Origin of the sequence: Streptomyces spinoverrucosus, from assembly GCF_006539505.1 — a bacterium.
Taxonomy (GTDB): Bacteria; Actinomycetota; Actinomycetes; order Streptomycetales; family Streptomycetaceae; genus Streptomyces; species Streptomyces spinoverrucosus.
Genome location: NZ_BJND01000007.1, coordinates 357,318 through 380,086 on the forward strand (window position 1 = coordinate 357,318; position 22,769 = coordinate 380,086).

23 protein-coding genes and 1 pseudogene are annotated in these 22,769 nt (G+C 70.2%); 17 read left to right on the forward strand and 7 right to left on the reverse strand.

Features of this window, described 5'->3' with window-relative positions; translation table 11 throughout:
- The first annotated feature begins 38 nt into the window (after positions 1 to 38).
- The 3 genes from SSP24_RS06035 (at position 39) to SSP24_RS06045 (ending at position 1,945) form a co-directional block, all read left to right on the forward strand.
- The gene (locus SSP24_RS06035; protein ID WP_141307718.1) at positions 39 to 656 is read left to right on the forward strand and encodes a hypothetical protein; all 618 of its coding nucleotides are present in this window, start codon (positions 39 to 41) and stop codon (positions 654 to 656) included.
- A gap of 52 nt (positions 657 to 708) precedes the next feature.
- The gene (locus SSP24_RS06040) at positions 709 to 1,131 is read left to right on the forward strand and encodes an acyl-CoA thioesterase (protein WP_141307719.1); all 423 of its coding nucleotides are present in this window, start codon (positions 709 to 711) and stop codon (positions 1,129 to 1,131) included.
- A 205-nt stretch (positions 1,132 to 1,336) separates the two neighbouring features.
- Positions 1,337 to 1,945, forward strand: a complete 609-nt coding sequence (locus tag SSP24_RS06045) for a 3'-5' exonuclease (RefSeq protein WP_141307720.1) — start codon at positions 1,337 to 1,339, stop codon at positions 1,943 to 1,945.
- Here the strand turns inward: SSP24_RS06045 and SSP24_RS06050 are convergent.
- The 7 genes from SSP24_RS06050 to SSP24_RS06080 form a co-directional block, all read right to left on the reverse strand.
- Positions 1,905 to 3,254, reverse strand: coding sequence for a nucleobase:cation symporter-2 family protein (locus SSP24_RS06050; RefSeq protein ID WP_141307771.1), 1,350 nt, complete (start codon positions 3,252 to 3,254; stop codon positions 1,905 to 1,907). The two genes, SSP24_RS06045 and SSP24_RS06050, sit on opposite strands and share 41 nt — an antisense overlap.
- A 299-nt stretch (positions 3,255 to 3,553) precedes the next feature.
- Complete coding sequence (locus SSP24_RS06055; protein ID WP_141307721.1) at positions 3,554 to 4,933, reverse strand: 8-oxoguanine deaminase; 1,380 nt, start codon at positions 4,931 to 4,933, stop codon at positions 3,554 to 3,556.
- Between the two features lie 131 nt (positions 4,934 to 5,064).
- A complete protein-coding gene (pucL, locus tag SSP24_RS06060) occupies positions 5,065 to 5,988 on the reverse strand; it encodes a factor-independent urate hydroxylase (protein ID WP_141307722.1) in 924 nt (307 codons plus the stop codon).
- 7 nt (positions 5,989 to 5,995) lie between these two features.
- A complete protein-coding gene (uraH, locus tag SSP24_RS06065; protein WP_141307723.1) occupies positions 5,996 to 6,400 on the reverse strand; it encodes a hydroxyisourate hydrolase in 405 nt (134 codons plus the stop codon).
- On the reverse strand, positions 6,397 to 6,912 hold the full coding sequence (gene uraD, locus SSP24_RS06070) for a 2-oxo-4-hydroxy-4-carboxy-5-ureidoimidazoline decarboxylase (protein WP_141307724.1): 516 nt from the start codon (positions 6,910 to 6,912) through the stop codon (positions 6,397 to 6,399). Before uraD ends, uraH begins: the two co-directional genes overlap by 4 nt.
- A gap of 124 nt (positions 6,913 to 7,036) precedes the next feature.
- Positions 7,037 to 7,399 carry a helix-turn-helix domain-containing protein gene (locus SSP24_RS06075; protein WP_141307725.1) on the reverse strand — a complete coding sequence of 121 codons (363 nt, stop codon included), beginning with the start codon at positions 7,397 to 7,399 and terminating at the stop codon, positions 7,037 to 7,039.
- Positions 7,396 to 7,647 (reverse strand): YkoF family thiamine-binding protein, encoded by a 252-nt coding sequence (locus SSP24_RS06080; RefSeq protein ID WP_141307726.1) that lies wholly within the window; start codon positions 7,645 to 7,647, stop codon positions 7,396 to 7,398. The genes SSP24_RS06075 and SSP24_RS06080 overlap by 4 nt, the downstream gene beginning before the upstream one ends.
- Positions 7,648 to 7,871: 224 nt before the next feature.
- On the opposite strand from SSP24_RS06080, the gene SSP24_RS06085 reads away from it, so the two are divergent.
- The 14 genes and pseudogenes from SSP24_RS06085 (at position 7,872) to SSP24_RS06150 (ending at position 22,760) form a co-directional block, all read left to right on the forward strand.
- Positions 7,872 to 9,272 carry a glycoside hydrolase family 30 protein gene (locus SSP24_RS06085; protein ID WP_141307727.1) on the forward strand — a complete coding sequence of 467 codons (1,401 nt, stop codon included), beginning with the start codon at positions 7,872 to 7,874 and terminating at the stop codon, positions 9,270 to 9,272.
- 75 nt (positions 9,273 to 9,347) lie between these two features.
- Positions 9,348 to 10,334 (forward strand): annotated as a pseudogene (locus SSP24_RS06090) (glycoside hydrolase family 62 protein); the annotation flags it as partial.
- 81 nt (positions 10,335 to 10,415) lie between these two features.
- A complete protein-coding gene (locus tag SSP24_RS06095) occupies positions 10,416 to 11,477 on the forward strand; it encodes a lytic transglycosylase domain-containing protein (protein ID WP_308439571.1) in 1,062 nt (353 codons plus the stop codon).
- A gap of 53 nt (positions 11,478 to 11,530) precedes the next feature.
- A complete protein-coding gene (locus SSP24_RS06100) occupies positions 11,531 to 12,589 on the forward strand; it encodes a sigma-70 family RNA polymerase sigma factor (RefSeq protein WP_141307729.1) in 1,059 nt (352 codons plus the stop codon).
- 120 nt (positions 12,590 to 12,709) lie between these two features.
- Complete coding sequence (locus SSP24_RS06105) at positions 12,710 to 13,624, forward strand: ABC transporter ATP-binding protein (protein WP_141307730.1); 915 nt, start codon at positions 12,710 to 12,712, stop codon at positions 13,622 to 13,624.
- The gene (locus tag SSP24_RS06110; RefSeq protein ID WP_141307731.1) at positions 13,621 to 14,391 is read left to right on the forward strand and encodes an MlaE family ABC transporter permease; all 771 of its coding nucleotides are present in this window, start codon (positions 13,621 to 13,623) and stop codon (positions 14,389 to 14,391) included. Before SSP24_RS06105 ends, SSP24_RS06110 begins: the two co-directional genes overlap by 4 nt.
- Before the next feature lie 3 nt (positions 14,392 to 14,394).
- Positions 14,395 to 15,210 carry an MlaE family ABC transporter permease gene (locus tag SSP24_RS06115; RefSeq protein WP_141307732.1) on the forward strand — a complete coding sequence of 272 codons (816 nt, stop codon included), beginning with the start codon at positions 14,395 to 14,397 and terminating at the stop codon, positions 15,208 to 15,210.
- An 11-nt stretch (positions 15,211 to 15,221) separates the two neighbouring features.
- Positions 15,222 to 16,448, forward strand: a complete 1,227-nt coding sequence (locus SSP24_RS06120; RefSeq protein ID WP_141307773.1) for an MCE family protein — start codon at positions 15,222 to 15,224, stop codon at positions 16,446 to 16,448.
- On the forward strand, positions 16,445 to 17,479 hold the full coding sequence (locus SSP24_RS06125) for an MCE family protein (RefSeq protein ID WP_141307733.1): 1,035 nt from the start codon (positions 16,445 to 16,447) through the stop codon (positions 17,477 to 17,479). The genes SSP24_RS06120 and SSP24_RS06125 overlap by 4 nt, the downstream gene beginning before the upstream one ends.
- 128 nt (positions 17,480 to 17,607) lie before the next feature.
- Positions 17,608 to 18,588 (forward strand): MCE family protein, encoded by a 981-nt coding sequence (locus SSP24_RS06130; protein ID WP_141307774.1) that lies wholly within the window; start codon positions 17,608 to 17,610, stop codon positions 18,586 to 18,588.
- Positions 18,585 to 19,694, forward strand: a complete 1,110-nt coding sequence (locus SSP24_RS06135) for an MCE family protein (protein ID WP_174864601.1) — start codon at positions 18,585 to 18,587, stop codon at positions 19,692 to 19,694. Before SSP24_RS06130 ends, SSP24_RS06135 begins: the two co-directional genes overlap by 4 nt.
- Positions 19,691 to 20,959, forward strand: a complete 1,269-nt coding sequence (locus tag SSP24_RS06140) for an MCE family protein (RefSeq protein ID WP_141307734.1) — start codon at positions 19,691 to 19,693, stop codon at positions 20,957 to 20,959. The genes SSP24_RS06135 and SSP24_RS06140 overlap by 4 nt, the downstream gene beginning before the upstream one ends.
- The gene (locus tag SSP24_RS06145; protein ID WP_141307735.1) at positions 20,956 to 22,236 is read left to right on the forward strand and encodes an MCE family protein; all 1,281 of its coding nucleotides are present in this window, start codon (positions 20,956 to 20,958) and stop codon (positions 22,234 to 22,236) included. Before SSP24_RS06140 ends, SSP24_RS06145 begins: the two co-directional genes overlap by 4 nt.
- Positions 22,209 to 22,760, forward strand: coding sequence for an Rv1363c family protein (locus tag SSP24_RS06150; RefSeq protein WP_373306629.1), 552 nt, complete (start codon positions 22,209 to 22,211; stop codon positions 22,758 to 22,760). The genes SSP24_RS06145 and SSP24_RS06150 overlap by 28 nt, the downstream gene beginning before the upstream one ends.
- Positions 22,761 to 22,769 lie beyond the last annotated feature (9 nt).

Here is a 22,769-nt window from a genome sequence, read left to right on the forward strand (position 1 = left end):
CGGTGGGGACACTGCCCAGCGCCTGGAGGGAGCACGCCGTGACACGACCGCCGACCGCCGCCCAGCGGCGTGTCATCGACGCCGCCGATCCGCTGACCGGTCGGCTCAGGGGGACGGATGCGCAGCTCGCGGCGCTGGTGAAGCGCGGGCTGGCGTTCCGGCATCCGCGGCCGCCGCACGATCACTTTCTGACACCGGCGGGACATCGGATACGGGAGGCCGAACCGGCGGAGCCCGAGGTTTCTGCGTCCACCGGTGTGTTCGCCGCGCGCGTCGGCGGCGAGGAGGCCGCGCCGGACGCCGGTCCGTCCCGCGTCCGTGAGGTGCACAGCGCCTGGCAGGGCCTGCTGGAGCTGCGCCGGATGACCAACCCCGACGGTGTCACGGACCGGCCGTGCGGCTGGGAGCGGACGCATCTGGTGCAGGCCGCCGCCCTCGCGCTGGAGGCCGCCGGGCACCGCCCGGCCGGTCAGGACTCCGCGGGCTACCGGGTGCGGGCGACCCCGCAGCCGGAGGCCGTCGCCGTGTACGAACCGGACGCCGAGGCCCTGCGGGCCTGCGCGGCCACGCTGGAGCGGGCGGGCTGGCAGGTCGGCGAGCACACGGAGCCGCGGACGCGGAGGCGGTATCTGCTGGCGTCTCCGCGGAGGGCATGATGAGCATGCCAAGATCAAGGGCGCGGAGCGCCGACCACGACAGGGGGAAGTCATGACCGAACCGTTCTCCGTCCGGGTGACGGTCCGCGGGTACGAGACCGATGTGCAGGGCCACCTCAACCAGGCGGTCTATCTCAACTACGCCGAGCACGCGCGCTGGTCACTGCTCCAGGCGGCGGGGATCACGCAGGCCGGGCTGGTGGGCACGGGCGTGGGCCCGGTGGCCCTGGAGACCAACATCCGCTACCTGCGCGAACTGCTCGCAGGCGACGAGGTCGACGTCACGTGCGCCTTCGAGTGGGGCGAGGGCAAGACGTTCAAGATGCGGCAGACGATCCGCAAGACCGACGGCACGGTCGCGGCCGAGCTGGTCGGGGTCGGCGGGTTGCTGGACCTGAAGGAGCGCAGGCTGCTGGCCGATCCGCAGGCGTACTTCAAGAACCTGGCGACCGACCCGAGCCTGTTCGGGCTGTAGCGAACCCCGTTCGCTGAGTTCGTACTCCACCTTCGGCGGCACCGCTGGTGGCGGCCACGGCGGAGGACTATCAGCTGGCGTTCCGGGTGGCGACGGTGATCGCGGTGTGGGCACTGGGGCTGGCGGCGGTCGTCCTGAGGACGCGCCGGACACGGCCCTGAATTCGGATGCCGGCTACGGCTTTGACCTGCGATGCTGCGGCCCCATGGCCCCACGACGCATCAAACCCAGCCTCTACATCTCCGTGGACATCGAGGCCGACGGACCGATTCCCGGGCCGTACTCGATGCTCAGCCTCGGAGCCGCGGTCGCCGGTCAGCAGGACCCCGACGGTTTCACGGCCGCGGACCCGGAGGAGCGGACCTTCTACCGTGAACTCCGGCCGATCAGCGAGGAGTTCGTGCCCGAGGCGCTCTCGGTGAGTGGGCTCGACCGGGAGCGCCTCGGGCGTGAAGGGGCCGAACCCGCGGTCGCCCTCGCCGAGTTCACCGACTGGGTGCGGGAGGTCGCCGCGGGTGCGCAGCCGGTGATGTGCGGCTATCCGGCGTCGTACGACTGGACCTTTCTCTACTGGTACCTGATCCGCTTCACCGGATCGAGTCCCTTCGGCCACTCCGGTTGCCTCGACATGAAGACGCTGTACGCCACCAAGGCCGGGCTGCCGCTGCGGGCGGTGGCCAAGGGCACCATGCCGCGTGAGCTGCTGTCGCGGCGCCGTCACACGCACCATGCGCTGGACGACGCCGTCGAGCAGGCCGAGCTGTTCGCCAACCTCATGGCGTGGCGGGGGCCCGGGTCGTCGCCGCCCCGGTGATCTCCTCCCCCGCCTCCATCGGATGCGTGACGTCCTGCGCGTCCCCGCCCTTGCCGAGGTGGTTGAAGACCAGGTTCAGCAGGACCGCCGCCACACACCCCGTCGAGATGCCCGAGTCGAGCACGATCCGGGCGGTCTCCGGGAAGGAGTGGTAGAACTCCGGGGCCGTGATCGGGATGATGCCGACGGCCAGCGAGACGGCCACGATCAGGACGTTGTTGTCCTTCTCCAGACCGGCCCGGACCAGGGTCTGGATGCCGCTCGCGGCGACCGAGCCGAACAGGACCACGCCCGCACCGCCGAGCACCGGGCGCGGTACGACGGCGATGAGCGAGGCGGCCATGGGGCACAGGCCCATCAGGACCAGGAAGCCGCCGCCGGCGGCGACGACGTACCGGCTGCGGATCTTCGTCATCGCGACCAGCCCGATGTTCTGGGCGAAGGCGCTGCACATGAAGCCGTTGAACAGGGGGCTGATCGCCGAGCCGAGGGTGTCTGCGCGCAGGCCCGCCGCGATGGTCTTCTCGTCCGCCGGGCGGTCCACGATCTCGCCCAACGCCAGCATGTCCGCGGTGGATTCGGTCATCGAGACCACCATCACCACACACATCGAGACGATCGCGGCGACCTGGAACTGCGGTGCGCCGAAGTGGAAGGGCGTCGGGAAACCGACGATTGCCGCGTCGGCCACCGGTCCGAAGTCCGTGGCTCCGAAGGGGATCGCGACGAGGGTGCCCGCCACCAGGCCCAGCAGTACGGCGATCTGCTTGACGAAGCCGCGCGTGAAGCGGCGCAACAACAGAACGATCACCAGCGTCCCGGCGGCCAGGCCCAGATTGGTGCTCGCACCGTAGTCGTCCGCCGCGGGGTTGGGACCCTGCGCCCAACCGAAGGCCACCGGCAGCAGCGACACGCCGATCAGCGTGATCACCGTGCCTGTGACGACCGGCGGGAAGAAGCGGACCATCTTGCTGAAGAAGGGGGCCGCCATGAAGCCCAGCAGGCCTGCGACGATCACCGCGCCGAAGATGATCGGCAGTGCGTCGGACTTGTCGTCGGTGGAGGCGACGATCGCCGTCATGGGGGCGACACCGGCGAAGGTGACGCCGTTGACGAAGGGCAGCCGGGCGCCGATCTTCCAGATACCGAGCGTCTGGAGGAACGTGGCGAGGCCCGCGGTGAACAGGCAGGCGCCGGTGAGGAAGGTCAGTTCGGTGCCGGTCAGGCCGATGGCCGCGCCGACGATCAGGGGTGGGGCGACGACTCCCGCGTACATGGCGGCGACGTGTTGCAGGCCGGTGGTCGCCATTTTGAGGGCGGGGAGTTTCTCGTCGACGGGGTGGACGGCTCGCTGCTCGGGGGCGGTGGGCGGTGCGGCATCGGGCTGAGCGGCCACGGCGGCTCCTCCGGTCGGTTAACAGCACGTCGGCTCTGACGTGGGTTTCAAGGAGGTGATGCGCGGTCGTGCGGGACCGTTGAAGAGGGGACGGGTGACCGTTCCGGGGCGCGCTCGTCCAAGCGCGCCCCGGAGACGGCCGCCATGGACCCCGCTCGGGTCCACGGCTGCCGGCCGGGAGCCGTCCCTCCCGGCCGGAGTCTTCACCGGGTTCAGCCCTGGGCGGCGATCCGCGCCAGCCGCCGCGCCTCGTCCCGCGTGGAGCGGGCGATCGCGTCCTCGTCGACGTGCAGCAGCCGGCCGTTCTCGACGACCGCCGCACCGTTGACCAGGGACAGCGTGACCGGGGCCGCCGCGCCGAAGACCAGCGCGGTCACCGGGTCGGCGATGGAGGCGTGCGCGAGGGTGTCCAGCTTCCACAGCACCAGGTCGGCCAGCTTGCCGGGCTCCAGGGAACCGATCTGGTCGGCGCGGCCGAGCACCTGGGCACCGCCGTACGTGCCGAGCCGCAGCGCCTGACGGGCGTTGAGGGCGGCCTCGCGGTGGGCGCCGAGGCGGTTGATGAGCAGGGCGTTGCGCAGCTCGGTGTGGAGTTCGCCGGACTCGTTGGACGCGGTGCCGTCGACGCCGAGGCCGACCGGGACACCGGCGGCGAGCATGTCCGGGACGCGGGCGATACCGGCCGCCAGCCGGGCGTTGGACGAAGGACAGTGGGCGACACCGGTCTTCGTACGGGCGAAGGCGGCGATGTCGGAGTCGTTCATGTGGACGCAGTGCGCCATCCACACGTCCTCGCCGAGCCAGCCGGTGGACTCGAAGTAGTCGGTCGGGCCCATGCCGAACAGCTCGTGGCAGAACTTCTCCTCCTCGACCGTCTCCGAGCCGTGCGTGTGCAGCCGCACGCCGAGCCGACGCGCCAGCTCCGCGCCCTCACGCAGGAGTTCGGTGGAGACGGAGAACGGGGAGCAGGGGGCGACCGCGACCTGCGTCATGGCGTCGAAGGAGGCGTCGTGGTGCCGCTTGACGGTCTCCTCGGTCGCGGCGAGCGCGCCGTCGAGGGTCTCCACGGCGAAGTCCGGCGGCAGACCGCCGTCCTTCTCGCTGCGGTCCATCGAGCCCCGGGCGAGGGTGAAGCGGACGCCCATCTCACGGGCGGCGCGGATGATGGAGCCGGACAGGTCGCCGGAGCCCTGCGGGAAGACGTAGTGGTGGTCCATCGCCGTGGTGACGCCACCGCGGGCCATCATCGCGAGCGACCCCTGCGCGGCCGCGTACGTCATCTGCTCGTCGATGCGCGCCCAGACCGGGTACAGGGCGACGAGCCAGTTGAAGAGGTTGTGGTCCGTGGCCATGCCCCGGGTGATCCACTGGTAGAAGTGGTGGTGGGTGTTGACCAGGCCGGGGGTCACCAGGTGGCCGGAGGCGTCGATACGGCGGACGACGTTCTCCAGGCCCTCGGGTGCCTTGCCCGAGCCGAGCGCCTCGATGCGGTTGCCGGCGACGACGACGTACCCGGAGGCGTACTCGGTGTCGTCCGCGTCGACGGTCGCGATCGCACAGTTCTCGATGACGATGCGCCGGGCTGCTGCCATGATTCGTCCTTTTCGCTCAGTGGACTTTGGTGGAGAGGGCACGGCAGGACCCTAGGAGTTTTGAGTGCCGCGGCCGGGGAGCCTTCGAGCCTGCGTCTCCGCCGGCCGCGGGTGCCGAAAGTGGGGGTGGATCAGAGGTTGGTGAGGTCCACCGGGATCCTCGCCTCGCAGCCGTCCCTGAGGATGGTGGCCTCGATCAGGCCGTAGGGGCGGTCGGCGGCGAAGTACACCTCGTTGTCGTTCTTCAGCCCGAACGGCTCCAGGTCCACCAGGAAGTGGTGCTTGTTCGGGAGGGAGAAGCGGACCTCGTCGATCTCGCTGCGGTTGTTGATGATGCGGGCGCCCATCTGGTACAGCGTCTGCTGCAGCGACAGCGAGTACGTCTCGGCGAAGGCCTGGAGCATGTGCTTCTTCACCTGCTCGTAGGACTTCTCCCAGTTGGGCATCTTCTGCTCGTCGTCGCTCCAGTGGAAGCGCCAGCGGCCGGCGACCTGGGTGGCCAGGATGCGGTCGTAGGCCTCCGGGAGGGTTGTGTACTTGTCCTTGACGTAGCCCCAGAACTCGGAGTTCGTCGAGTTCATCACGACGAGGTCCTTGAGGCCGGAGATGACCTCCCACGACTCGCCGTCGTAGGTGATCTGGGTCAGCCGGGTCTCCTGGCCCTTGCGGACGAAGGAGTGCTTGACCTCGTCCGCGCCGATGAACTTGGAGTTGGCGTCGGAGGTCTCGATCCGCTCCCAGGCGTACTCCTCAATGCGGATCCGGGCGCGGTGGATCGGCTCCTGCGAGGTGACGAAGTGGCGGGCGAGGTGGATGCCGAACTGCTCGGCGGACTCGATGCCGTGCTCCTTCGCGAACGCGTACACCGTGTTCTTGGTGGTGTCGGTCGGCAGCACGTTGGCGTTGGAGCCGGAGTAGTGGACCTCGTCCATGTCGCCGCTCAGAGCCACCGACACGTTCAGGTCCTTGATGTGGTGGGTGGCGCCGTCCCGCGTGATCTTTACGACTCGGTTCTCGGCCTTGCCGTACTGGTTCTGTCCCAGGATCGTGGGCATGTGTCTGCTAGCTCCCTCGGTAAACGGAGTAGCCGAACGGGTTGAGCAGCAGCGGTACGTGGTAGTGCTCGCCCGGCACGACGGCGAACGTGATCGCCACCTCCGGGAAGAACACGCCGGGTCCGCTGTCCCGATTCGCGGGGGCGTCCTGCTGCGCATCGGCTTGCTTCTTCGCGAACTTCTCGAAGTACGCCTCGACCGCGAAGTCGAGCCGTACGTGGGTGGTGCCCTCCGGCAGCGCCGGGAGGTCCTTGCACCGGCCGTCCGCGTCGGTCGCGGACCCGCCGAGCGCCTGCCAGTCCGCATCCCGGCCACTGCGGGCGGAGAGCTGGACGGCGACGCCCTCGGCGGGGCGGCCGACGGATGTGTCCAGGATGTGGGTGGACACGGAGGCGGTGGTGCTGGTGCTCATGTCTGATCTTCCTGTACGAGGTTGGCCAGGCGAATGCGGTTGATCCTGCCCAGCTCGGTGCGGACGATCTCCCGCTCCTGCTCCGGCGAGTTCCCGATCCGCTCCTTGACCGCGTCGCGCATCTGCTCGCCGGTGCGGCCGGTGGCGCAGATCAGGAAGACATGGCCGAACTTCTCCTGGTAGGCGAGGTTCAGTTCCAGCATCTCCGCCTTCAGCTCCTCGGAGGCGCCGGCCATGCCGCGCTGCTCCCGGGCCGAGGTCGGGTCGCCCGGCTTGGGACGACCGATCGGCGGGTGCCCGGCCATCGCCTCTTCGAGGTCCTCGCCGGTCAGCGCGGCCATCGCGGCGTCACTGGCGGCGTAGAGGTCCTCGGGGGTGGCGTAGGGGCGGGCGGCGAGCAGCCGGTACGCCCAGGCCGTGGAAGCACACGCCTCGTGGAGAGCGGCGTAGGCCGCGTGCTCCTCCAGGGCGTTGAACCGGGCCAGGCCCGGGGGCGTGGAATTCGACGTCACGGGAGCCTCCGTGGCCGCGAAGGGCCTTCGTGCTGAACGGGCGTGCCGATAGCTAACGCCCTGCGACGACGAGACGTCAACACTTTGTTGAAAATTCGCGGTAACGGAACCTGAGCGGCCCGCCTCAGACGTTCTTCTCGCGGTTGAGGTAGTTGTAGACGGTGAACCGGCTGACGCCGAGCGCGCTCGCCACGGTCTCCACGCCGTGCCGTACCGAGAAGGCGCCCCGCGCCTCCAGTATGCGCACCACCTCCTGCTTGGACTTGCGGTCCAGCTCGGACAGCGGCTTGCCCTGCTTGCGCTCCATGGCCGCGAGGATGTGGTCGAGGGAGTCGGCGAGCTGCGGCAGCCGTACGGCGACCACGTCGGCGCCCTCCCAGGCCAGCACGACGTCGTCGGCGCTCGCCTCGTCCGGCGGGATGATCGTGCCGCCCATGGCGTCGACCAGCGGCTTCACGGCGGCGATGAAGGACTCGTTGCCGGTCACTTATCGCCCTCCCCGAGCACGTTGACCTGGAGCGACACCCGGGTGGCCCCGGCCTGGAGCGTCCTGCGGAGCAGGGCGTCCACAGCCGTCAGCACCGCGTCGGCCGCACCCTCGGCGGTGTTGCCGAAGGGGCCGACGTCCACGGCGTCCAGCTCGGCGGCCTCGATGACCTCGCGGGCCACCAGCGCGTGCGCGGGTGCCTCGTCGAGATCGAAGGGTTCCGTCGTGAATTCCACTCTCAGTCGCACTGTGCCCCCAAGGCGTCTTTGACCTGCATCCTCTCAGCCCTCCGGCCAAGAGGGCACCCGCAGGCACATTGTGCCGCCCGGCCGGTGGCCGACAACCGTCGTCGTGCGGGAAGGGCGGTGCGGGAGGGGTTGACGGTCCGGGAGCGCTCCCTTAGACGTGCATGGAAGCGCTCCCACGCCACGGACGAACACCCCCCACCGCAATCACCCGACAAGGACGGACCATGCTGCGCAGTCTTGGAAAGCGCTTACCCAGTGTCGCCGCCGTGCTCCTCCTCACCACCGCCGTGACAGCGGCCGGTGTCCCCGACGCCCGGGCGGCCACCACCGCGACGATCAACGGGTCGACGGTCCTGCAGCCGATCGACGGCTTCGGCTTCTCCGAGCACTTCGGGCGGGCCGACATCATGCGCGGCTCGCAGGGCCTGCCCGCCCACAAGCAGCGCGAGGTCCTGGACCTGCTGCTCAGCAAGACCACCGGCGCCGGGCTGAGCATCCTGCGCCTGGGCATCGACTCGGGCATCCAGCCCACCGACCCCGGCGGCCCGAACGCGACCCCTAAGTACGTGTGGGACCGGAACGACAAGGGCCAGGTGTGGCTGGCCCAGCAGGCCAGGGCGTACGGCGTGAACCGCTTCTACGCCGACGCGTGGACCGCGCCCGGCTATATGAAGACCAACGGCACCGATGCCAACGGCGGAACGCTGTGCGGCCTGTCCGGCGCGACCTGCGCGAGCGGCGACTGGCGCAAGGCGTACGCGAACTACCTGGTCCAGTGGGCGAAGTTCTACGGCCAGGAAGGCATCCGGATCACCGACCTCGGGTTCGTCAACGAGCCCGACTGGACCGCCACCTACGACTCCATGCGGCTCAGCCCGGCCCAGACGGTGGAGTTCACCAAGGTCTTCGGTCCGATCGCGAAAGCGGCGGGACACAAGGTCGTCTGCTGCGACTCCTTCGGCTGGAGTCAGCAGAAGAACTACAGCCGCGCGATCGAGGCCGACGCCACCGCCCGCAACCTGGTCGCCACCCACGCCGGGCACACCTACGCCAGCCCGGTCGACGGTCCCCTGCCGACCGGCAAGCGGAGCTGGATGTCGGAGTGGGCGCCCGACGGCACGACCTGGAACGAGAACTGGGACGACGGCAGCGGCTACGACGGCTTCACGGTGGCCTCCGCCCTCCACGACGCCCTGACCAAGGGCAATGTCAACGCCTACATCTACTGGTACGGGGCGTCCGTGGGCACCACCCGCGGCCTGATCCAGCTCGACGGTGCCGACTACCGCACCTCCAAGCGGCTGTACGCGATGACGAACTACAGCCGCTTCATCCAGCCGGGCGCCAACCGCATCGGCGCGACCACGCCCGAGGCGAGCCTGAAGCTGTCGGCGTACCGGAACGCGGACGGCTCGGTGACGGTGGTCGCCCTCAATACGGCCACCAGCGCCCAGCAGGTGTCGTTCAGCCTGCGCAACACGGGGTTCACGACCGGGACGGCGACCCCGTATCTGACCAACTCCTCGCACAGCACGGCCCGGCAGGCCGCGATCCCGGTCCGCTCGGGCGTGCTGTCGGTGACGATCCCGGCCCGGTCCCTCGTCACGTACCAGATCAAGCGATAGGGGGCTGCGATGCTCAAACGACTGGCTGTGCTCGCCGGTGGACTGGCGCTGCTCCTGGGCGCCCTGGTCCCGGTGTCGAACGCGTCGGCCAAGGCCGACCTACCCGGCAGTTTCCGGTGGAGTTCGAGCGGGGTGCTGATCTCCCCGAAGTCGGACGCGAGCCACAACCTCACCGGGATCAAGGATCCGTCGGTCGTGTACCACAACGGCCGGTGGCACGTGTTCGCCAGCACCACGAACAGCAATGGCGCGTACAGCATGGTGTACCTGAACTTCACCAGCTGGCAGACGGCCGGAGCCGCGCAGCATCACTACCTGGACCAGACCGCGATCGGCGCGGGGTACAAGGCGGCACCGCAGGTTTTCTGGTTCGCGCCGCAGCAGCGGTGGTACCTCATCTACCAGACCGGTGACAACGCCGCGTACTCGACCACCACGGACATCAGCAACCCCAGGTCGTGGACCGCCCCGAAGAAGATCTACGCGAACGGCATGCCGCAGATCATCAGGGACAACATCGGCAGCGGCTACTGGGTCGACTTCTGGAACATCTGCGACAGCTCCAAGTGCTACCTGTTCTCCTCCGACGACAACGGGCACCTGTACCGGTCCGAGACGACGCTGGCGAACTTCCCGAACGGCTTCACCAACACCGTCATCGCGCTCCAGGACGCCAACAAGTACCGCCTGTGGGAAGCCGCCAACGTCTACAGGCTCAAGGACTCGAACACCTACCTGCTGCTCAACGAGGCGATCGGCAGCAACGGCCGGCGGTACTTCCGGTCCTGGACGTCGAACAGCATCAACGGCACCTGGACCCCGCTCGCGGACACCGAGAGCAACCCCTTCGCCCGGTCCACCAACGTCAGCTTCGGCGGCACCCCCTGGACCCAGGACATCAGTCACGGCGAGATGGTCCGCCACTACAACGACCAGAGCCTCACCATCAACCCGTGCCGCCTGCAGTTCCTCTACCAGGGGATGAACCCCTCGGCGAGCGGCCCCTACAACACCCTGCCGTGGCGGCTGGGCCTGCTCACCCAGACCAACTCCACCTGCTGAACCGGCATCTGCCGCGACGGACCGGCGGCCCCTCCCCGTAGAGCAGTCGAACGCAGTGACTGCACAGGGAGGGGCTGCACCGTGTCAGGACGGCACAGGATCACAGGCGCCAAGGGGACGGCGCTCGCGGTGGCGGCGATGGCCGCGCTGACCGCGTCGCAGGCGCCGGGGGCCACCCCGTCGGCGCGGGCCGCCGCGCCCGCCGGGCCGGAACTGGACGCCGGGCGCGGGCCGAGCGTGTCCGGGGACACTCCGTACCGTATGGAACTCCCGCCGCTGAAGGCGCGGGGGGCCGCGCTGTCGCCGGTGGGCGGCGCGCTGCCGGTGAGCGTGTTCGCCGCCTACCGGCAGGCCGAGGAGCGGCTGGCGCGCTCCCTGCCCGGCTGCGGGCTGCGGTGGCAGTTGCTGGCCGGCATCGGCCAGGTGGAGTCCGGTCAGGCGCGCGGCGGGCGGGTGGCCGCGGACGGCACGACGCCCTCGCCGATCCTCGGCCCACGGCTGGACGGCAACGGTTTCGCCCTCATCCGGGACAGCGACGGCGGTTCCCTCGACGGGGACACGGTGTACGACCGTGCGGTCGGCCCGATGCAGTTCATCCCGTCGACCTGGGCGGTGTGGGGCGCGGACGGCAACGGCGACGGGCGAGCCGACCCGCACAACATCTTCGACGCGGCGCTCGCCGCCGGGCGCTACCTGTGCGCGGGCGGCCGGAACCTGTCCGCGCCCGCAGACCTGGACGCGGCGATCCTCGGCTACAACCACTCGACGGCGTATCTGCGGACGGTCCGGGCGTGGTTCGCGTACTTCCTGGAGGGCCACCGGGTCGTTCCGGACGCCGGGACGCCGGGCGGCCGCAGCCCGGAGCGCGAAGACTCCGGGCCGGTGCCGCGCGAGCCGTCGGCCACCCCACGCACCGGCCCGACCGGCGGTGGATCCGGTACGCCGTCCCCCGCCCCGTCCCGGTCCTCCCCCCCGTCCCCGACGGCACCGCGGCCGACCCCCACCGGCCGCCCGTCCACCCGCCCGGCGCCGCCGCCGCTCCCCCTGCCCGACGCCGGAGTGGACCTGCCCGGCGGCGACCTGCTGCCCGAGGACGACTCGATGGGCGCCACCCCCTCCACAAGCATGACTACCGGCAGGTAATGTCGCTCTCCGCCGGGCGCACGTGGCCGGCGGATGAGCGCAAAGGGGCCCTCATGGCGACGACGGACATGCCTGCGGAGATACAGGCGGCCCACGACCGGTGGGAACGCATGTGGGGCCACCGCGAGCATCTGCTCAAGGTGGCCCGCCGCAGGTCGATGTCCCAGGAGGACGCCGAGGACGCCGTGCACGAGGCGATGCTGCGCGCGGCCGAGCGCCCCGACCTGGACGACGAGCGGCTCGCCGCCTGGCTGACCACGGTGACGATCCGGCTGTGCGTCGACCGGTACCGGCAGGTCAACCGGGAGGCGGAGGTGCGTACCAGCCCGACGCTGATCGCGCCCGGTCCGGTGCCTGTCGACGAGGCGGTGTGCGACCGGGCCGAGGCCAAGTGGCTGGCCGTGCGCAGCGGGGAGCTGCCCGCGCGCCAGGCGGAGGCGCTCCGGCTGAAGTCCGAGGACCTGGACGTCGGTCAGGTCGCCGTGCGGATGGGCCTGAGCTACCGGACGGTGGAGTCACTGCTGGCCCGGGCCCGCCGGACGCTGCGCAACTCGCTGGCCGGCACGCTCGGGCTCGCCCTGTTCCTGTGCGGCCGGGGCAGGCCGCGCGGTGCCTCGCAGGCGCAGGCCGTCGCGCTGGCGTCCACGGCGGCGACGCTGGCGGTGGCCGGATTCGTGCTGCCGTACGCCTACGACGGGGACGGGCAGGGCGCGGCACCCGGGACGTCGGTCTCCCCGTCGCCGGAGGCATGGCAGCGGCCGTCCCCCGAGGGCCCGGGTGCGGCTCCGGAGGGGCGTGCGCTGCCGGACACGCCTGTTCCGGCCGCGCCGGAGGCGGCGGTGAGGGAAAGCCCGGCGGACCGGTCGCTGCTGCCGCTGTCGGTGCCGTCCCTGCCGGTGGTCTCCGCGGCACCGGAAGTGCCCGCCCCCGAGGTGCCCGCGGTACCTGAGGTGCCGGAGGTGACCGGCGTGCCCGACGTACCGGGGCTGCCCGCCATCCCCGCGACCCCCGACGTGCGTGACCTCCCACAAGACCGTCCCGCCCTGCCGGATGTTCCGGACCAGCCGAAACCGACGGACGGTCTCGAAGCACCCGCGAACCCCCTGCCGTAACGCCCGCCAAACCGGTCCGCAAAAAAACTTCGCTTCGCCGCGACGGACCGCCCGCCCCTCCCCGTAGAGCAGATGTCGGAGCTGCTCCATGGGTGACTTCACGGGCGAAGGGTGGACCGGATGGGTGTCGAGATCTGTGTGGAAGGGCTGACCAAGTCCTTCGGTCACCAGGTCATCTGGCAGGACGTCTCGCTGACGCTGCCCGCCGGGGAGGTCTCGGTCATGCTCGGCCCCTCGGGCACGGGCAAGTCGGTGTTCCTCAAGACGCTCGTCGGACTGCTGAAGCCGGAGCGTGGCTCGATCACGATCCAGGGCCGGGACATCACCAAGCTCCGCGAGCACGACCTGTACGAGGTGCGCAAGCTCTTCGGTGTGCTGTTCCAGGACGGCGCGCTCTTCGGCTCGATGAACCTCTACGACAACATCGCCTTCCCGCTGCGCGAGCACACCCGCAAGTCGGAGAGCGAGATCCGGCGGATCGTGCTGGAGAAGATGGACATGGTCGGGCTCATCGGCGCCGAGGGGAAGCTGCCCGGTGAGATCTCCGGCGGGATGCGGAAGCGCGCCGGGCTGGCCCGGGCCCTCGTCCTCGACCCGGAGATCATCCTCTTCGACGAGCCGGACTCGGGCCTCGACCCCGTCCGCGTCGCCTACCTCAACCAGCTCATCGTCGACCTCAACGCCCAGATCGACGCGACCTTCCTGATCGTCACGCACGACATCGCCTCGGCCCGCCAGGTGCCGGACAACATCGGGCTGCTGTTCCGCCGCGAGCTGGTGATGTTCGGGCCTCGCGACCAGCTCCTGACCAGCGATGAACCGGTCGTACGGCAGTTTCTGAACGGCCGGATGCAGGGGCCCATCGGCATGGCGGAGGAGAAGGACGCCGCACAGGTCGAGCAAGAGCTGGCCGAGATCGGCGACACCACCGATCCCCAGCACCTGACCCCGCGGCTGCTGCCCAGTCCCGGCATCACCAGACCACCCCGCTGGCAGGCCATCGCCGAGCGGGAGGACGAGGTGGCCCGCGCATGAGCCTCAACCCCGTCGGTGCGCTGCGCCACTCCGGAAGCCTGTTCGCGATGGCCCTGGACGTCATACGAACTGTCCCGAAAAGACCCTTTCAGGTGCGGGAGTTCATCCAGCAGGCCTGGTTCATCGCGAGCGTCACGATCCTGCCGACCGCCCTCGTCTCCATTCCCTTCGGGGCGGTCATCGCCCTCCAGATCGGCAGCCTGACCCGGCAGCTCGGCGCCCAGTCGTTCTCGGGCGCGGCCTCCGTCCTCGCGGTACTGCGCGAGGCCTCGCCGATCGTCACCGCGCTGCTGATCGCGGGGGCGGGCGGTACGGCGATCTGCGCGGACCTCGGGGCGCGGAAGATCCGCGAGGAGATCGACGCCATGCAGGTGCTGGGCATCGACCCCATCCACCGGCTGGTCGTGCCGCGCGTGCTGGCCTCGATGCTGGTGGCGGTGCTGCTCAACGGCCTGGTGTCGGTGGTCGGCGTCGCGGGCGGCTACTTCTTCAACGTGGTCCTCCAGGACGGCACACCCGGCGCGTATCTGGCCTCCTTCACCACCCTCGCCCAGCTCTCCGACCTGTGGGCGGCCGAGATCAAGGCGCTCGTCTTCGGCGCGATCGCCGCGATCGTCGCCTCCTACAAGGGCCTCACCGCGAAGGGCGGCCCGAAGGGTGTGGGCGACGCGGTGAACCAGTCGGTGGTGATCACCTTCATGTTGCTGTTCGTGACGAACTTCGTGATGACCGCGGTGTACTTCCAGGTCGTCCCGCAGAGGGGCTGAGCGATGAGACTTCTCGACCGCCCACTGAAGTCCCTTGAGGACCTGGGCGCCCAACTCTCCTTCTACGGCCGTTCGCTCGCCTGGACGGGCCGTACCCTGCGCCGCTACAAGAAGGAGATCCTGCGCCTCCTCGCCGAGGTCAGCTTCGGCCGTGGCGCGCTCGCCGTCGTCGGCGGCACGGTCGGCGTGATCGCCTTCCTGTCGTTCTTCACCGGCACGGAGGTGGGCCTGCAGGGCTACGCCGCGCTCAACCAGCTCGGCACGTCCAACTTCGTGGCGTTCCTGTCGGCGTACTTCAACACCCGGGAGATCGCCCCGCTGGTGGCCGGGCTCGCGCTGTCCGCGACGGTCGGCGCCGGGTTCACCGCGCAGCTCGGCGCGATGCGGATCAGCGAGGAGACCGACGCCCTGGAGGTCATGGGCGTGCCCTCGCTGCCGTTCCTGGTGACCACCCGGATGATCGCCGGATTCGTCGCCGTGATCCCGCTGTACGTGGTCGGGCTGCTGTCGTCGTATCTCGCCGCCCGCACCATCACCACCGGCTACTACGGGCAGTCGGCCGGCACCTACGACCACTACTTCCAGCAGTACCTGCCCCCGGTCGACGTGCTCTGGTCCTTCGGCAAGGTGCTGGTCTTCGCCGTGGTGATCATCCTCGTGCACTGCTTCTACGGCTACTACGCGAGCGGCGGCCCGGCGGGCGTCGGCGTCGCGGTGGGCCGGGGCGTGCGCACCTCGATCGTGGCGATCAACGTCCTCGACTTCTTCCTGTCGCTCGCGATCTGGGGCGCCAACACGACCGTAAGGATCGCGGGGTGAGAGCAATGCGCATGCGCCGAGTGAGGCTCCGGGTGTACGGCGTGGTGTTCCTCGCCGTGCTGGCCCTGTTGCTGTCCCTGTCCGTCGCCGTCTACCGGCAGGCGTTCACGCCGGTCGTGCGGATCACGCTGGAGGCCGACAGCCTGGGCAACCAGCTCGACCGGCGGGCCGACGTCAAGCTGCGCGGGCTGCTGGTCGGCGAGGTGCGCGGGGTGCGCGCGGACGGGACGAAGGCGACGCTCGACATCGCGCTCAAGCCGGAGCATGTGCCGTACATCCCGGCCGATGTGCACGCGCGGCTGCTGCCGAAGACGCTGTTCGGCGAGAAGTACGTCGATCTGGTCGTGCCCGCCGGTTCGTCCGCGCGGCCGATCCGCGCCGGGGACGTGATCACCCAGGACCGCACCCGGGTCGGCATCGAGCTCCAGCAGCTGATGAACGACCTGCTGCCGCTGCTGCGGACCGTGAAGCCCGGCGAGCTCAACGCCACGCTCTCCGCGTTCGCCACGGCCCTCGAAGGGCGCGGCGACCGGATCGGCGACAACCTCACGCGCATGGAGGCGTATCTACGCAGGCTCAACCCGCATCTGCCGTCCCTGAAGGAGGACATCGCACGGTTCGCGGACGTCGCCGAGGTGTACGGCGACGCGGCGCCCGACCTGATGCGGATCCTCCGCAACACCGTCACGACCAGCCGCACGCTGGTGGAGAAGAAGGAACAGTTGGCCGCAGCGCTCACCTCGACCACGACCACCGCCCGCACGGCGGACGGCTTCCTCGCCGCGACCGGCGACCGGCTGATCACCCTGGGCCGGGTCTCGCGGCCCACGCTGGAGCTGTTCGCCCGCTACTCACCGGAGTATCCCTGCCTCCTGGAGGGCCTGGTCCGGCAGGAGAAGGCCTCGGAGGAGGCGTTCCGGGGCGGCAGGATGCGCATCACCCTCGAAGTCGTACAGCAGCGGCCGGCGTACGAACCCGGTGAGGAGCCCTTCTACGGCGAGCGGTCGGGCCCGAACTGCCGGGGCCTGCCGAATCCGCGCGTGCCCGCGCCGCACACCAAGCTGAACGACGGTACGTCGTCGGGGAGTTCGTCCCAGGTGTCCGGCACCCCGGCCGAGCAGCGCGCCATCGGCTCGCTCGTCGCGCCCGTGCTGGGCGTGCCCGCCGACGAGGTGCCGCCGGTGGCGACGCTGCTGTTCGGGCCGATGGCGCGGGGAACGGCGGTGAGCGTCGTATGAGCACGAATGCGCGCCGGACCGCGGCGCCGCTGATCAAGTTCAGTGTCTTCGCGCTGGTGACGATCCTGGCGACGGCCCTGCTCGCCGCCACCATCGTCAACATCTCCTTCACTCCCCGGCACACCTACCGGGCGGTGTTCAGCGACGTCACCGGCCTGGAGGAAGGCGACGACATCCGGGTGGCCGGGGTGCGGGTCGGTGAGGTCGAGGGGATCCGGATCAAGGACCGGACGCGCGCGGAGGTCACCTTCACCGTCACCGAGGACCGTCCGCTGCTCACCAGCACCGGCGCGGTCATCCGCTACCGCAACCTCGTCGGGCAGCGGTACGTCGCCCTGACCGAGGGCGCGGGCGACGGCACCCGGCTGCGGCCCGGCGCGACGATCCCGCTGTCGCGGACCCAGCCGGCGCTGGACCTCAACGCGCTGCTGAACGGCTTCAAGCCGCTGTTCGCGGCGCTCAGCCCGAAGGACGTCAACCAACTGGCCACCGAGATCATCAAGACGCTCCAGGGCGAGGGCGGCACGGTCAACAGCCTGCTGGCGCACACGGCATCGCTCACCACCACGCTCGCCGACCGGGACCAGCTGATCGGCTCCGTGATCGACAACCTCAACACCGTGCTGGAGACGCTCGACGAGCGCGGCGCCCGGTTCTCCGGGCTGCTCAAGCAGCTGCGCCGGGTGATCTCGGGGCTGTCCGCCGACCGCAAGCCGATCGGCGAGTCGCTGGTGAGCATCGGCGACCTGACGGAGGCCACGTCGGGCCTGCTCGCGGACGCCCGTCCGCCGCTGAAGGACGACATCGCCGAGCTGACCGAGCTCACCGGGACGCTGAACAGGAACGAGAAGACCGTGGAGGGCGTGCTGAAGCGGCTGCCGAACAAGCTGAGCGAGCTGACGGGGACGGCGTCCTACGGCTCGTGGTTCAACTTCTACCTCTGCGACTTCGACGGCCGGATCGTGCTGCCGAAGACCCGTGAGGTGATCACGCCTCAGCTCCAGGTGGCGAGGGCGAGGTGCGCGGCATGAGCATCCGGCTGCGACCGAAGCGCGCGGCGCGTCCCGAGCCCCTGGTCAAGGTGCGCGTCGAGTGGCCGAAGCTGCCGCGCGTCCGGTTCCCGCGCATCGGACGCCGACCGCGCATCAGGCGACCGCGCCTGACCCCCTTCCGTGAGCGCAACCCCGTCATGATCGGCGCCGTCGGTCTCACCACGCTCGCGCTGCTCACGGTGGCCGCGTTCAACGCCGACTCCCTGCCGGTGATCGGTGACGGCGAGACGTACAGCGCCGCCTTCGCGGAGGCGGGCGGGCTCAAGCCCGGGGACGAGGTGCGGATCGCCGGGGTCAAGGTCGGCAAGGTGCAGGAGGTCGACCTGGACGGCGACCACGTCAAGGTCACCTTCAAGATCAAGGGTGACCCGGAGTTCGGCTCCGCGACCGGGGCGTCGATCCGGGTGAAGACGATCCTCGGCGCCAAGTACCTGGCCCTGCACCCCAAGGGTGCCGGGCAGTTGGCGCCCGGCAGTGAGATCCCGCTGAAGCGGACCGTCCCGGCGTACGACGTCGTGCAGGCGTTCAGCGATCTGACGACCACGACGGAGGAGGTCGACACCGAACGGCTGGCGGCCGCCCTGGACACCATCTCCACCACGTTCCAGGACTCCCCCGCCGAGGTGCAGGCGTCCATCAAGGGCCTGTCGAAGATCTCCCGGACGGTCGCCTCCCGCGACAAGGCGCTGCGCGAACTCCTCGACCATGCCAACGGGGTCACCGGCGTCCTGGCCGAGCGCTCCTCGGACTTCACGGCCCTGGTCGAGGACGGCGACAAGCTGTTCAAGGAGATCAGCAGGCGGCGTGAGGCCATCCACAAGCTGCTGACGACCTCCGCGGCGCTCGGCGTCGAGCTGTCCGGCCTGGTCGAGGACAACGAGAAGGAGATCGGGCCCGCGCTGAAGGGCCTGAACCAGGTGGTGCAGATGCTGGAGCGCAACCAGTCGAGCCTGGACCGCAGCGTCAAGCTGCTCGCGCCCTACGTCCGGGTCTTCACCAACACCCTCGGCAACGGCCGCTGGTTCGACTCCTACGTCCAGAACCTGGTCGCCGCCCCGGTGGCGCCGGGCACGGGAGGTTCGCGATGAGGAAACGTCTGGCGCTGCTCGTCGTGCTGGCCCTGGTCGCCGGGCTCGCCTTCGTCCTGTGGCCGCGCACCGAGAAGGCGCGGGTCACCGCCTACTTCCCGCGCACCGTCGGCATCTACCCCGGCTCGGACGTCCGGGTCCTCGGCGTCCGCGTCGGCGAGGTGAAGGCCATCACCCCGGAGGGCGGCCGGGTGCGGGTGGAGCTGGAGTACGACGCGGCGCGCAGGATTCCCGCCGACGCGCAGGCCGCGATCATCAACTCCTCGGTGGTCAGCGACCGTTATGTGCAGCTGCTGCCGGTGTACCGCGAGGGTCCGGTGCTCCGGGACGGTGCCGTCATCCCCGAGTCGCGCACGGCCGTGCCGGTCGAGCTGGACCGGATCTTCGACAGCCTGCACACCACCGCCGAGGCACTCGGCCCCGAGGGCGCCAACCAGGACGGCTCGCTGTCCCGGCTGCTCGGGGTGAGCGCGCAGAACCTCGACGGGCAGGGCGAGAACATCCACCAGATGGTGAAGGACCTCTCGGAGGCGGTCACCACGCTGTCCGACGGGCGCGGCGACCTGTTCGGGACCGTGCAGAACCTTCAGGTGTTCACGGCGGCGCTGGCGGCCGACGACAAGAGCGTGCGGTCGTTCAACACCAGCCTCGCCCAGGTGGCGGAGCAGCTCGCCGGGGAGCGCAAGGACCTCGCGGCGGCGCTGCGCAACCTCGGCACCGCCCTCGGCGACATCTCCGCGTTCGTGAAGAACAACAAGAAGTCGCTGACCTCGAACGTGAAGGGCCTCAGCAAGGTGACCAAGGTTCTCGTCGCCCAACGGGCGGCCCTGGAGGAGCTGCTGGAGGTCGCGCCCACGGGTCTGTCGAACCTCCAGAACGCCTACAACGCCTCCTCCGGCACCCTCGACACCCGCAACAATCCGCAGCACCCGCAGGATCCGGCCGCCCTGCTGTGCTCCGTGCTGCGCACCACCGGCGAGCGGGCCGACTGCGCGGAGCTGGAGAAGCTCTTCGACTCCCTGCCCGAGGTGCCGACCGCGCCCGCAGTGCCGGGCACGGGCACGGTCGACCGGACGCTCGGCGGCATCCTGGAGGGCGACGCATGAGCGGGCTGCGCAGATGCGCGTGGGTGGCGGTCGGTTCGCTGCTGCTGACCGGCTGCGAGTTCAACGGCTGGTACGACGTCGAGCTGCCCGGCGGCGCCGCCGCGGACGGCCGGGCGTACCGCGTCACCGTCGAGTTCCGCGACGTCCTCGATCTGGTCCCGCAGTCGGCGGTGAAGGTCAACAACGTGACCGTGGGCGCGGTCGAGAAGGTCGAGCTGGACGGCTGGCACGCGCGTGTACGGCTGCGGATCGCCGACTCGGTGAAGCTGCCCGCCAACGCGGTCGCCGAGCTGAGGCAGACCAGCATGCTCGGCGAGAAGTACGTCGCCCTGTCCGCCCCGCCCGGCACGGCGCCCGTGGGCCGGCTGCGCGACGGCGACCGCGTCCCGCTCAGCCGCAGCGGTCGCAACCCGGAGATCGAGGAGGTGCTGTCCGCCCTGTCCGCGCTGCTCAACGGCGGTGGCGTGGCCCAGCTCAAGACGATCACCGTGGAGCTGAACAAGGCCCTGGCAGGGCGCGAGAACCGGGTCAAGTCCCTGCTCGGGGAACTGGACACGTTCCTCGGCGGCCTGGACGACCAGCGCCGGGACATCGTCCGCGCGATCGAGGCCGTCGACCGGCTCGCGGGGCGGCTCGGGAAGGAGAAGAAGACGATCGCCACGGCCGTCGACACGATGCCGCCCGCGCTGAAGGTGCTCGCCGACCAGCGGCGCGACCTGACGAGGATGCTCACCGCCCTGTCGAAGCTCGGCACCACCGGCACAAAGGTGATCAAGGCCTCCCGGGACGACACCATCGCCAACCTCAACCAGCTCCGCCCGATCCTGAAGCAACTGAACAAGGCGGGCGACGACCTGCCCAACTCCCTTGAGCTGCTGACCACTTACCCCTTCCCGCGCAACGCGGTGGACGCCATCAAGGGTGACTACGTGAACCTGAGCGTCACCGCGGACCTCGATTTCGCGAGCCTCTACGGCAACCTGACGGACGAACCGGAGGACGGCGACGGGGACGGGGGCGGCACTCCCGAGACACCCGGCCTTCCGGATCTGCCCGACGTGCCGGATGTCCCCGGTGTTCCCGACCTGCCGACCGTCCCGACGCCCACACCCGGGGTTCCCGAGGCGCCGGCCGCCCCCTCGGCCCCGTCCGGGGACGTGCTGTGCCCGCCGGTGTGCACGGCCGCGCACGGCACCGACCAGGACCTGCCGCCGGGCATCGACCTGGCGCTCGCGGAATTGCTGTTGAAGGGGATACAGCCGTGATCACACGTACGGTCAAGGCCCAGCTGATCGCCTTCGCCACCGTCACCGCCGTCGGTGTGTCGTACGTCGGCGCCGAGTACACCGGCCTCGTGGACAGCGTGCTCGACCGCGGCTACACCGTGCAGGCCGACTTCGCCGACTCCGGCGGCATCTTCACCGGCGCCGAGGTCACCTACCGCGGGGTGCCGGTGGGGCGGGTCGGGGCGCTGCGGCTGACCGGTGCCGGTGGGGTCTCGGTCGCGCTGGACATCGAGGACGGGGCGCCGCGCATCCCGGCGGACACGCTTGCCGTGGTGGCGAACCGTTCAGCGGTGGGCGAGCAGTACGTCGACCTCCAGCCGCGCGGGTCCGGCGGGCCGTACCTGCTGGACGGCAGCACGATTCCGCGTGACAGCACGCGCGTTCCGCTGCCCACCACCGATCTCGTGCTCAGCCTCGACCGGCTGGTCAATTCGGTCGGCAAGGACGATCTGCGGGTCACCGTCGACGAGCTGGGCAAGGCCTTCGCCGGTACCGGCCCGCACCTGAGCAGGCTCGTCGACTCGGGCAACGCGCTCGTCGAGACGGCGTCCGAGTCGCTGCCCGAGACGATCGCGCTGATCGAGGACTCCCGGAAGGTCCTTAAGACACAGACCGACCAGGGCTCGTCCATCAAGGCGTTCTCGCGTGACCTGGCGCTGCTCACCGAGGAGTTGAAATCGAGCGACGGGGACCTGCGAAGGCTCATCGGCAACGCGAAACCGGCCGCCGTAGAGCTCAACTCACTGCTGAAGTCGATCGAGCCGCGGCTGTCGGTGCTGCTGGCCAACCTGATCAGTGGCGGACAGGTCACGCTCGCCCGGCTGCCGGGCGTGGAGCAGGCCCTGGTCACCTTCCCGGTGGTGGTCGCGGGCAGCTACACCGTCGTACCCGGCGACGGCACCACCCACTTCGGCCTGGTGACGAACGCCGACCACCCGCCCGCCTGCACCGAGGGCTACGGCGGCACCGCCCAGCGCGACCCGGCCGACACCAGCACACGCGAGCCGAACACCGGCGCGCGCTGCACCGCCCCGCGGGGCAGCGCCACCTCGGTGCGCGGCGCACAGAACGCCCCCGGCGCGTCGACCGGCGCCGGGGGCGCCGACCGGACGGCGTACGTGACGCCGTACGACCCGGAGACCGGCAGCTTCACCGGCCCGGACGGAACGCCCGTCGAGATCGGCTCGACGGGCGGCCAGCAGACCGTCTTCGGAAAGGAGTCGTGGCAATGGCTGCTCGTCGGCCCAATGGCATGAGCGGGATGGTGTTCCAGGCAACCCGGAGCCTGCTGACCCGGGCCGGAAGCTCAAGGGCCGTGTCGGTGGGGCTCGTCATGGCGACCGTCCTCAGTACCGCGTCGGCGCTCTGGCTGAGCTTCGGGCTCTACGAGCAGCGCGCGGCGGAACAGCGCCGCCAGGACATCCTGGCGGCGGCCCGCCAGTCGGCGCTGAACTTCACCTCGCTCGACTACCGGCGTTACGACCGGGACAGCGCCAACGTGCTCAAGGGCTCGACCGGTGACTTCAAGAAGGAGTTCGCCGCGCGGACCAAGGACCTGACCGATCTCGTCAAGCAGAACAAGTCCGTGTCCGAGGGTCAGGTCCTCGACGCGGGCATCGTCCGCTCCGACGAGCGCTCGGCCCGCGTGCTCGTGGTGGCCGACAGCAAGGTGACCAACACCGCCGTGCCCAAGGGGGAGGCGCGCACCTACCGGCTGCAACTCGACCTGGTCCAGGAGGACGGCCGCTGGCTGACCTCGGACGTCGAGTTCGTGGGCTGACCCGATCCA

What these genes read in the sequence shown, in the direction of transcription:
- uraH (WP_141307723.1), bottom strand. Translation starts at nt 6,400, where the DNA reads ATGAGCACCAGCACCACCGCCTCCGTGTCCACCCACATCCTGGACACA.
- SSP24_RS06150 (WP_373306629.1), top strand. Translation starts at nt 22,209, where the DNA reads ATGGCTGCTCGTCGGCCCAATGGCATGAGCGGGATGGTGTTCCAGGCA.
- SSP24_RS06140 (WP_141307734.1), top strand. Translation starts at nt 19,691, where the DNA reads ATGAGCGGGCTGCGCAGATGCGCGTGGGTGGCGGTCGGTTCGCTGCTG.
- SSP24_RS06040 (WP_141307719.1), top strand. Translation starts at nt 709, where the DNA reads ATGACCGAACCGTTCTCCGTCCGGGTGACGGTCCGCGGGTACGAGACC.
- SSP24_RS06105 (WP_141307730.1), top strand. Translation starts at nt 12,710, where the DNA reads ATGGGTGTCGAGATCTGTGTGGAAGGGCTGACCAAGTCCTTCGGTCAC.
- SSP24_RS06115 (WP_141307732.1), top strand. Translation starts at nt 14,395, where the DNA reads ATGAGACTTCTCGACCGCCCACTGAAGTCCCTTGAGGACCTGGGCGCC.
- pucL (WP_141307722.1), bottom strand. Translation starts at nt 5,988, where the DNA reads ATGCCCACGATCCTGGGACAGAACCAGTACGGCAAGGCCGAGAACCGA.
- SSP24_RS06110 (WP_141307731.1), top strand. Translation starts at nt 13,621, where the DNA reads ATGAGCCTCAACCCCGTCGGTGCGCTGCGCCACTCCGGAAGCCTGTTC.
- SSP24_RS06055 (WP_141307721.1), bottom strand. Translation starts at nt 4,933, where the DNA reads ATGGCAGCAGCCCGGCGCATCGTCATCGAGAACTGTGCGATCGCGACC.
- SSP24_RS06120 (WP_141307773.1), top strand. Translation starts at nt 15,222, where the DNA reads ATGCGCCGAGTGAGGCTCCGGGTGTACGGCGTGGTGTTCCTCGCCGTG.
- SSP24_RS06085 (WP_141307727.1), top strand. Translation starts at nt 7,872, where the DNA reads ATGCTGCGCAGTCTTGGAAAGCGCTTACCCAGTGTCGCCGCCGTGCTC.
- SSP24_RS06050 (WP_141307771.1), bottom strand. Translation starts at nt 3,254, where the DNA reads ATGGCGACCACCGGCCTGCAACACGTCGCCGCCATGTACGCGGGAGTC.
- SSP24_RS06125 (WP_141307733.1), top strand. Translation starts at nt 16,445, where the DNA reads ATGAGCACGAATGCGCGCCGGACCGCGGCGCCGCTGATCAAGTTCAGT.
- SSP24_RS06045 (WP_141307720.1), top strand. Translation starts at nt 1,337, where the DNA reads ATGGCCCCACGACGCATCAAACCCAGCCTCTACATCTCCGTGGACATC.
- SSP24_RS06100 (WP_141307729.1), top strand. Translation starts at nt 11,531, where the DNA reads ATGGCGACGACGGACATGCCTGCGGAGATACAGGCGGCCCACGACCGG.
- SSP24_RS06135 (WP_174864601.1), top strand. Translation starts at nt 18,585, where the DNA reads ATGAGGAAACGTCTGGCGCTGCTCGTCGTGCTGGCCCTGGTCGCCGGG.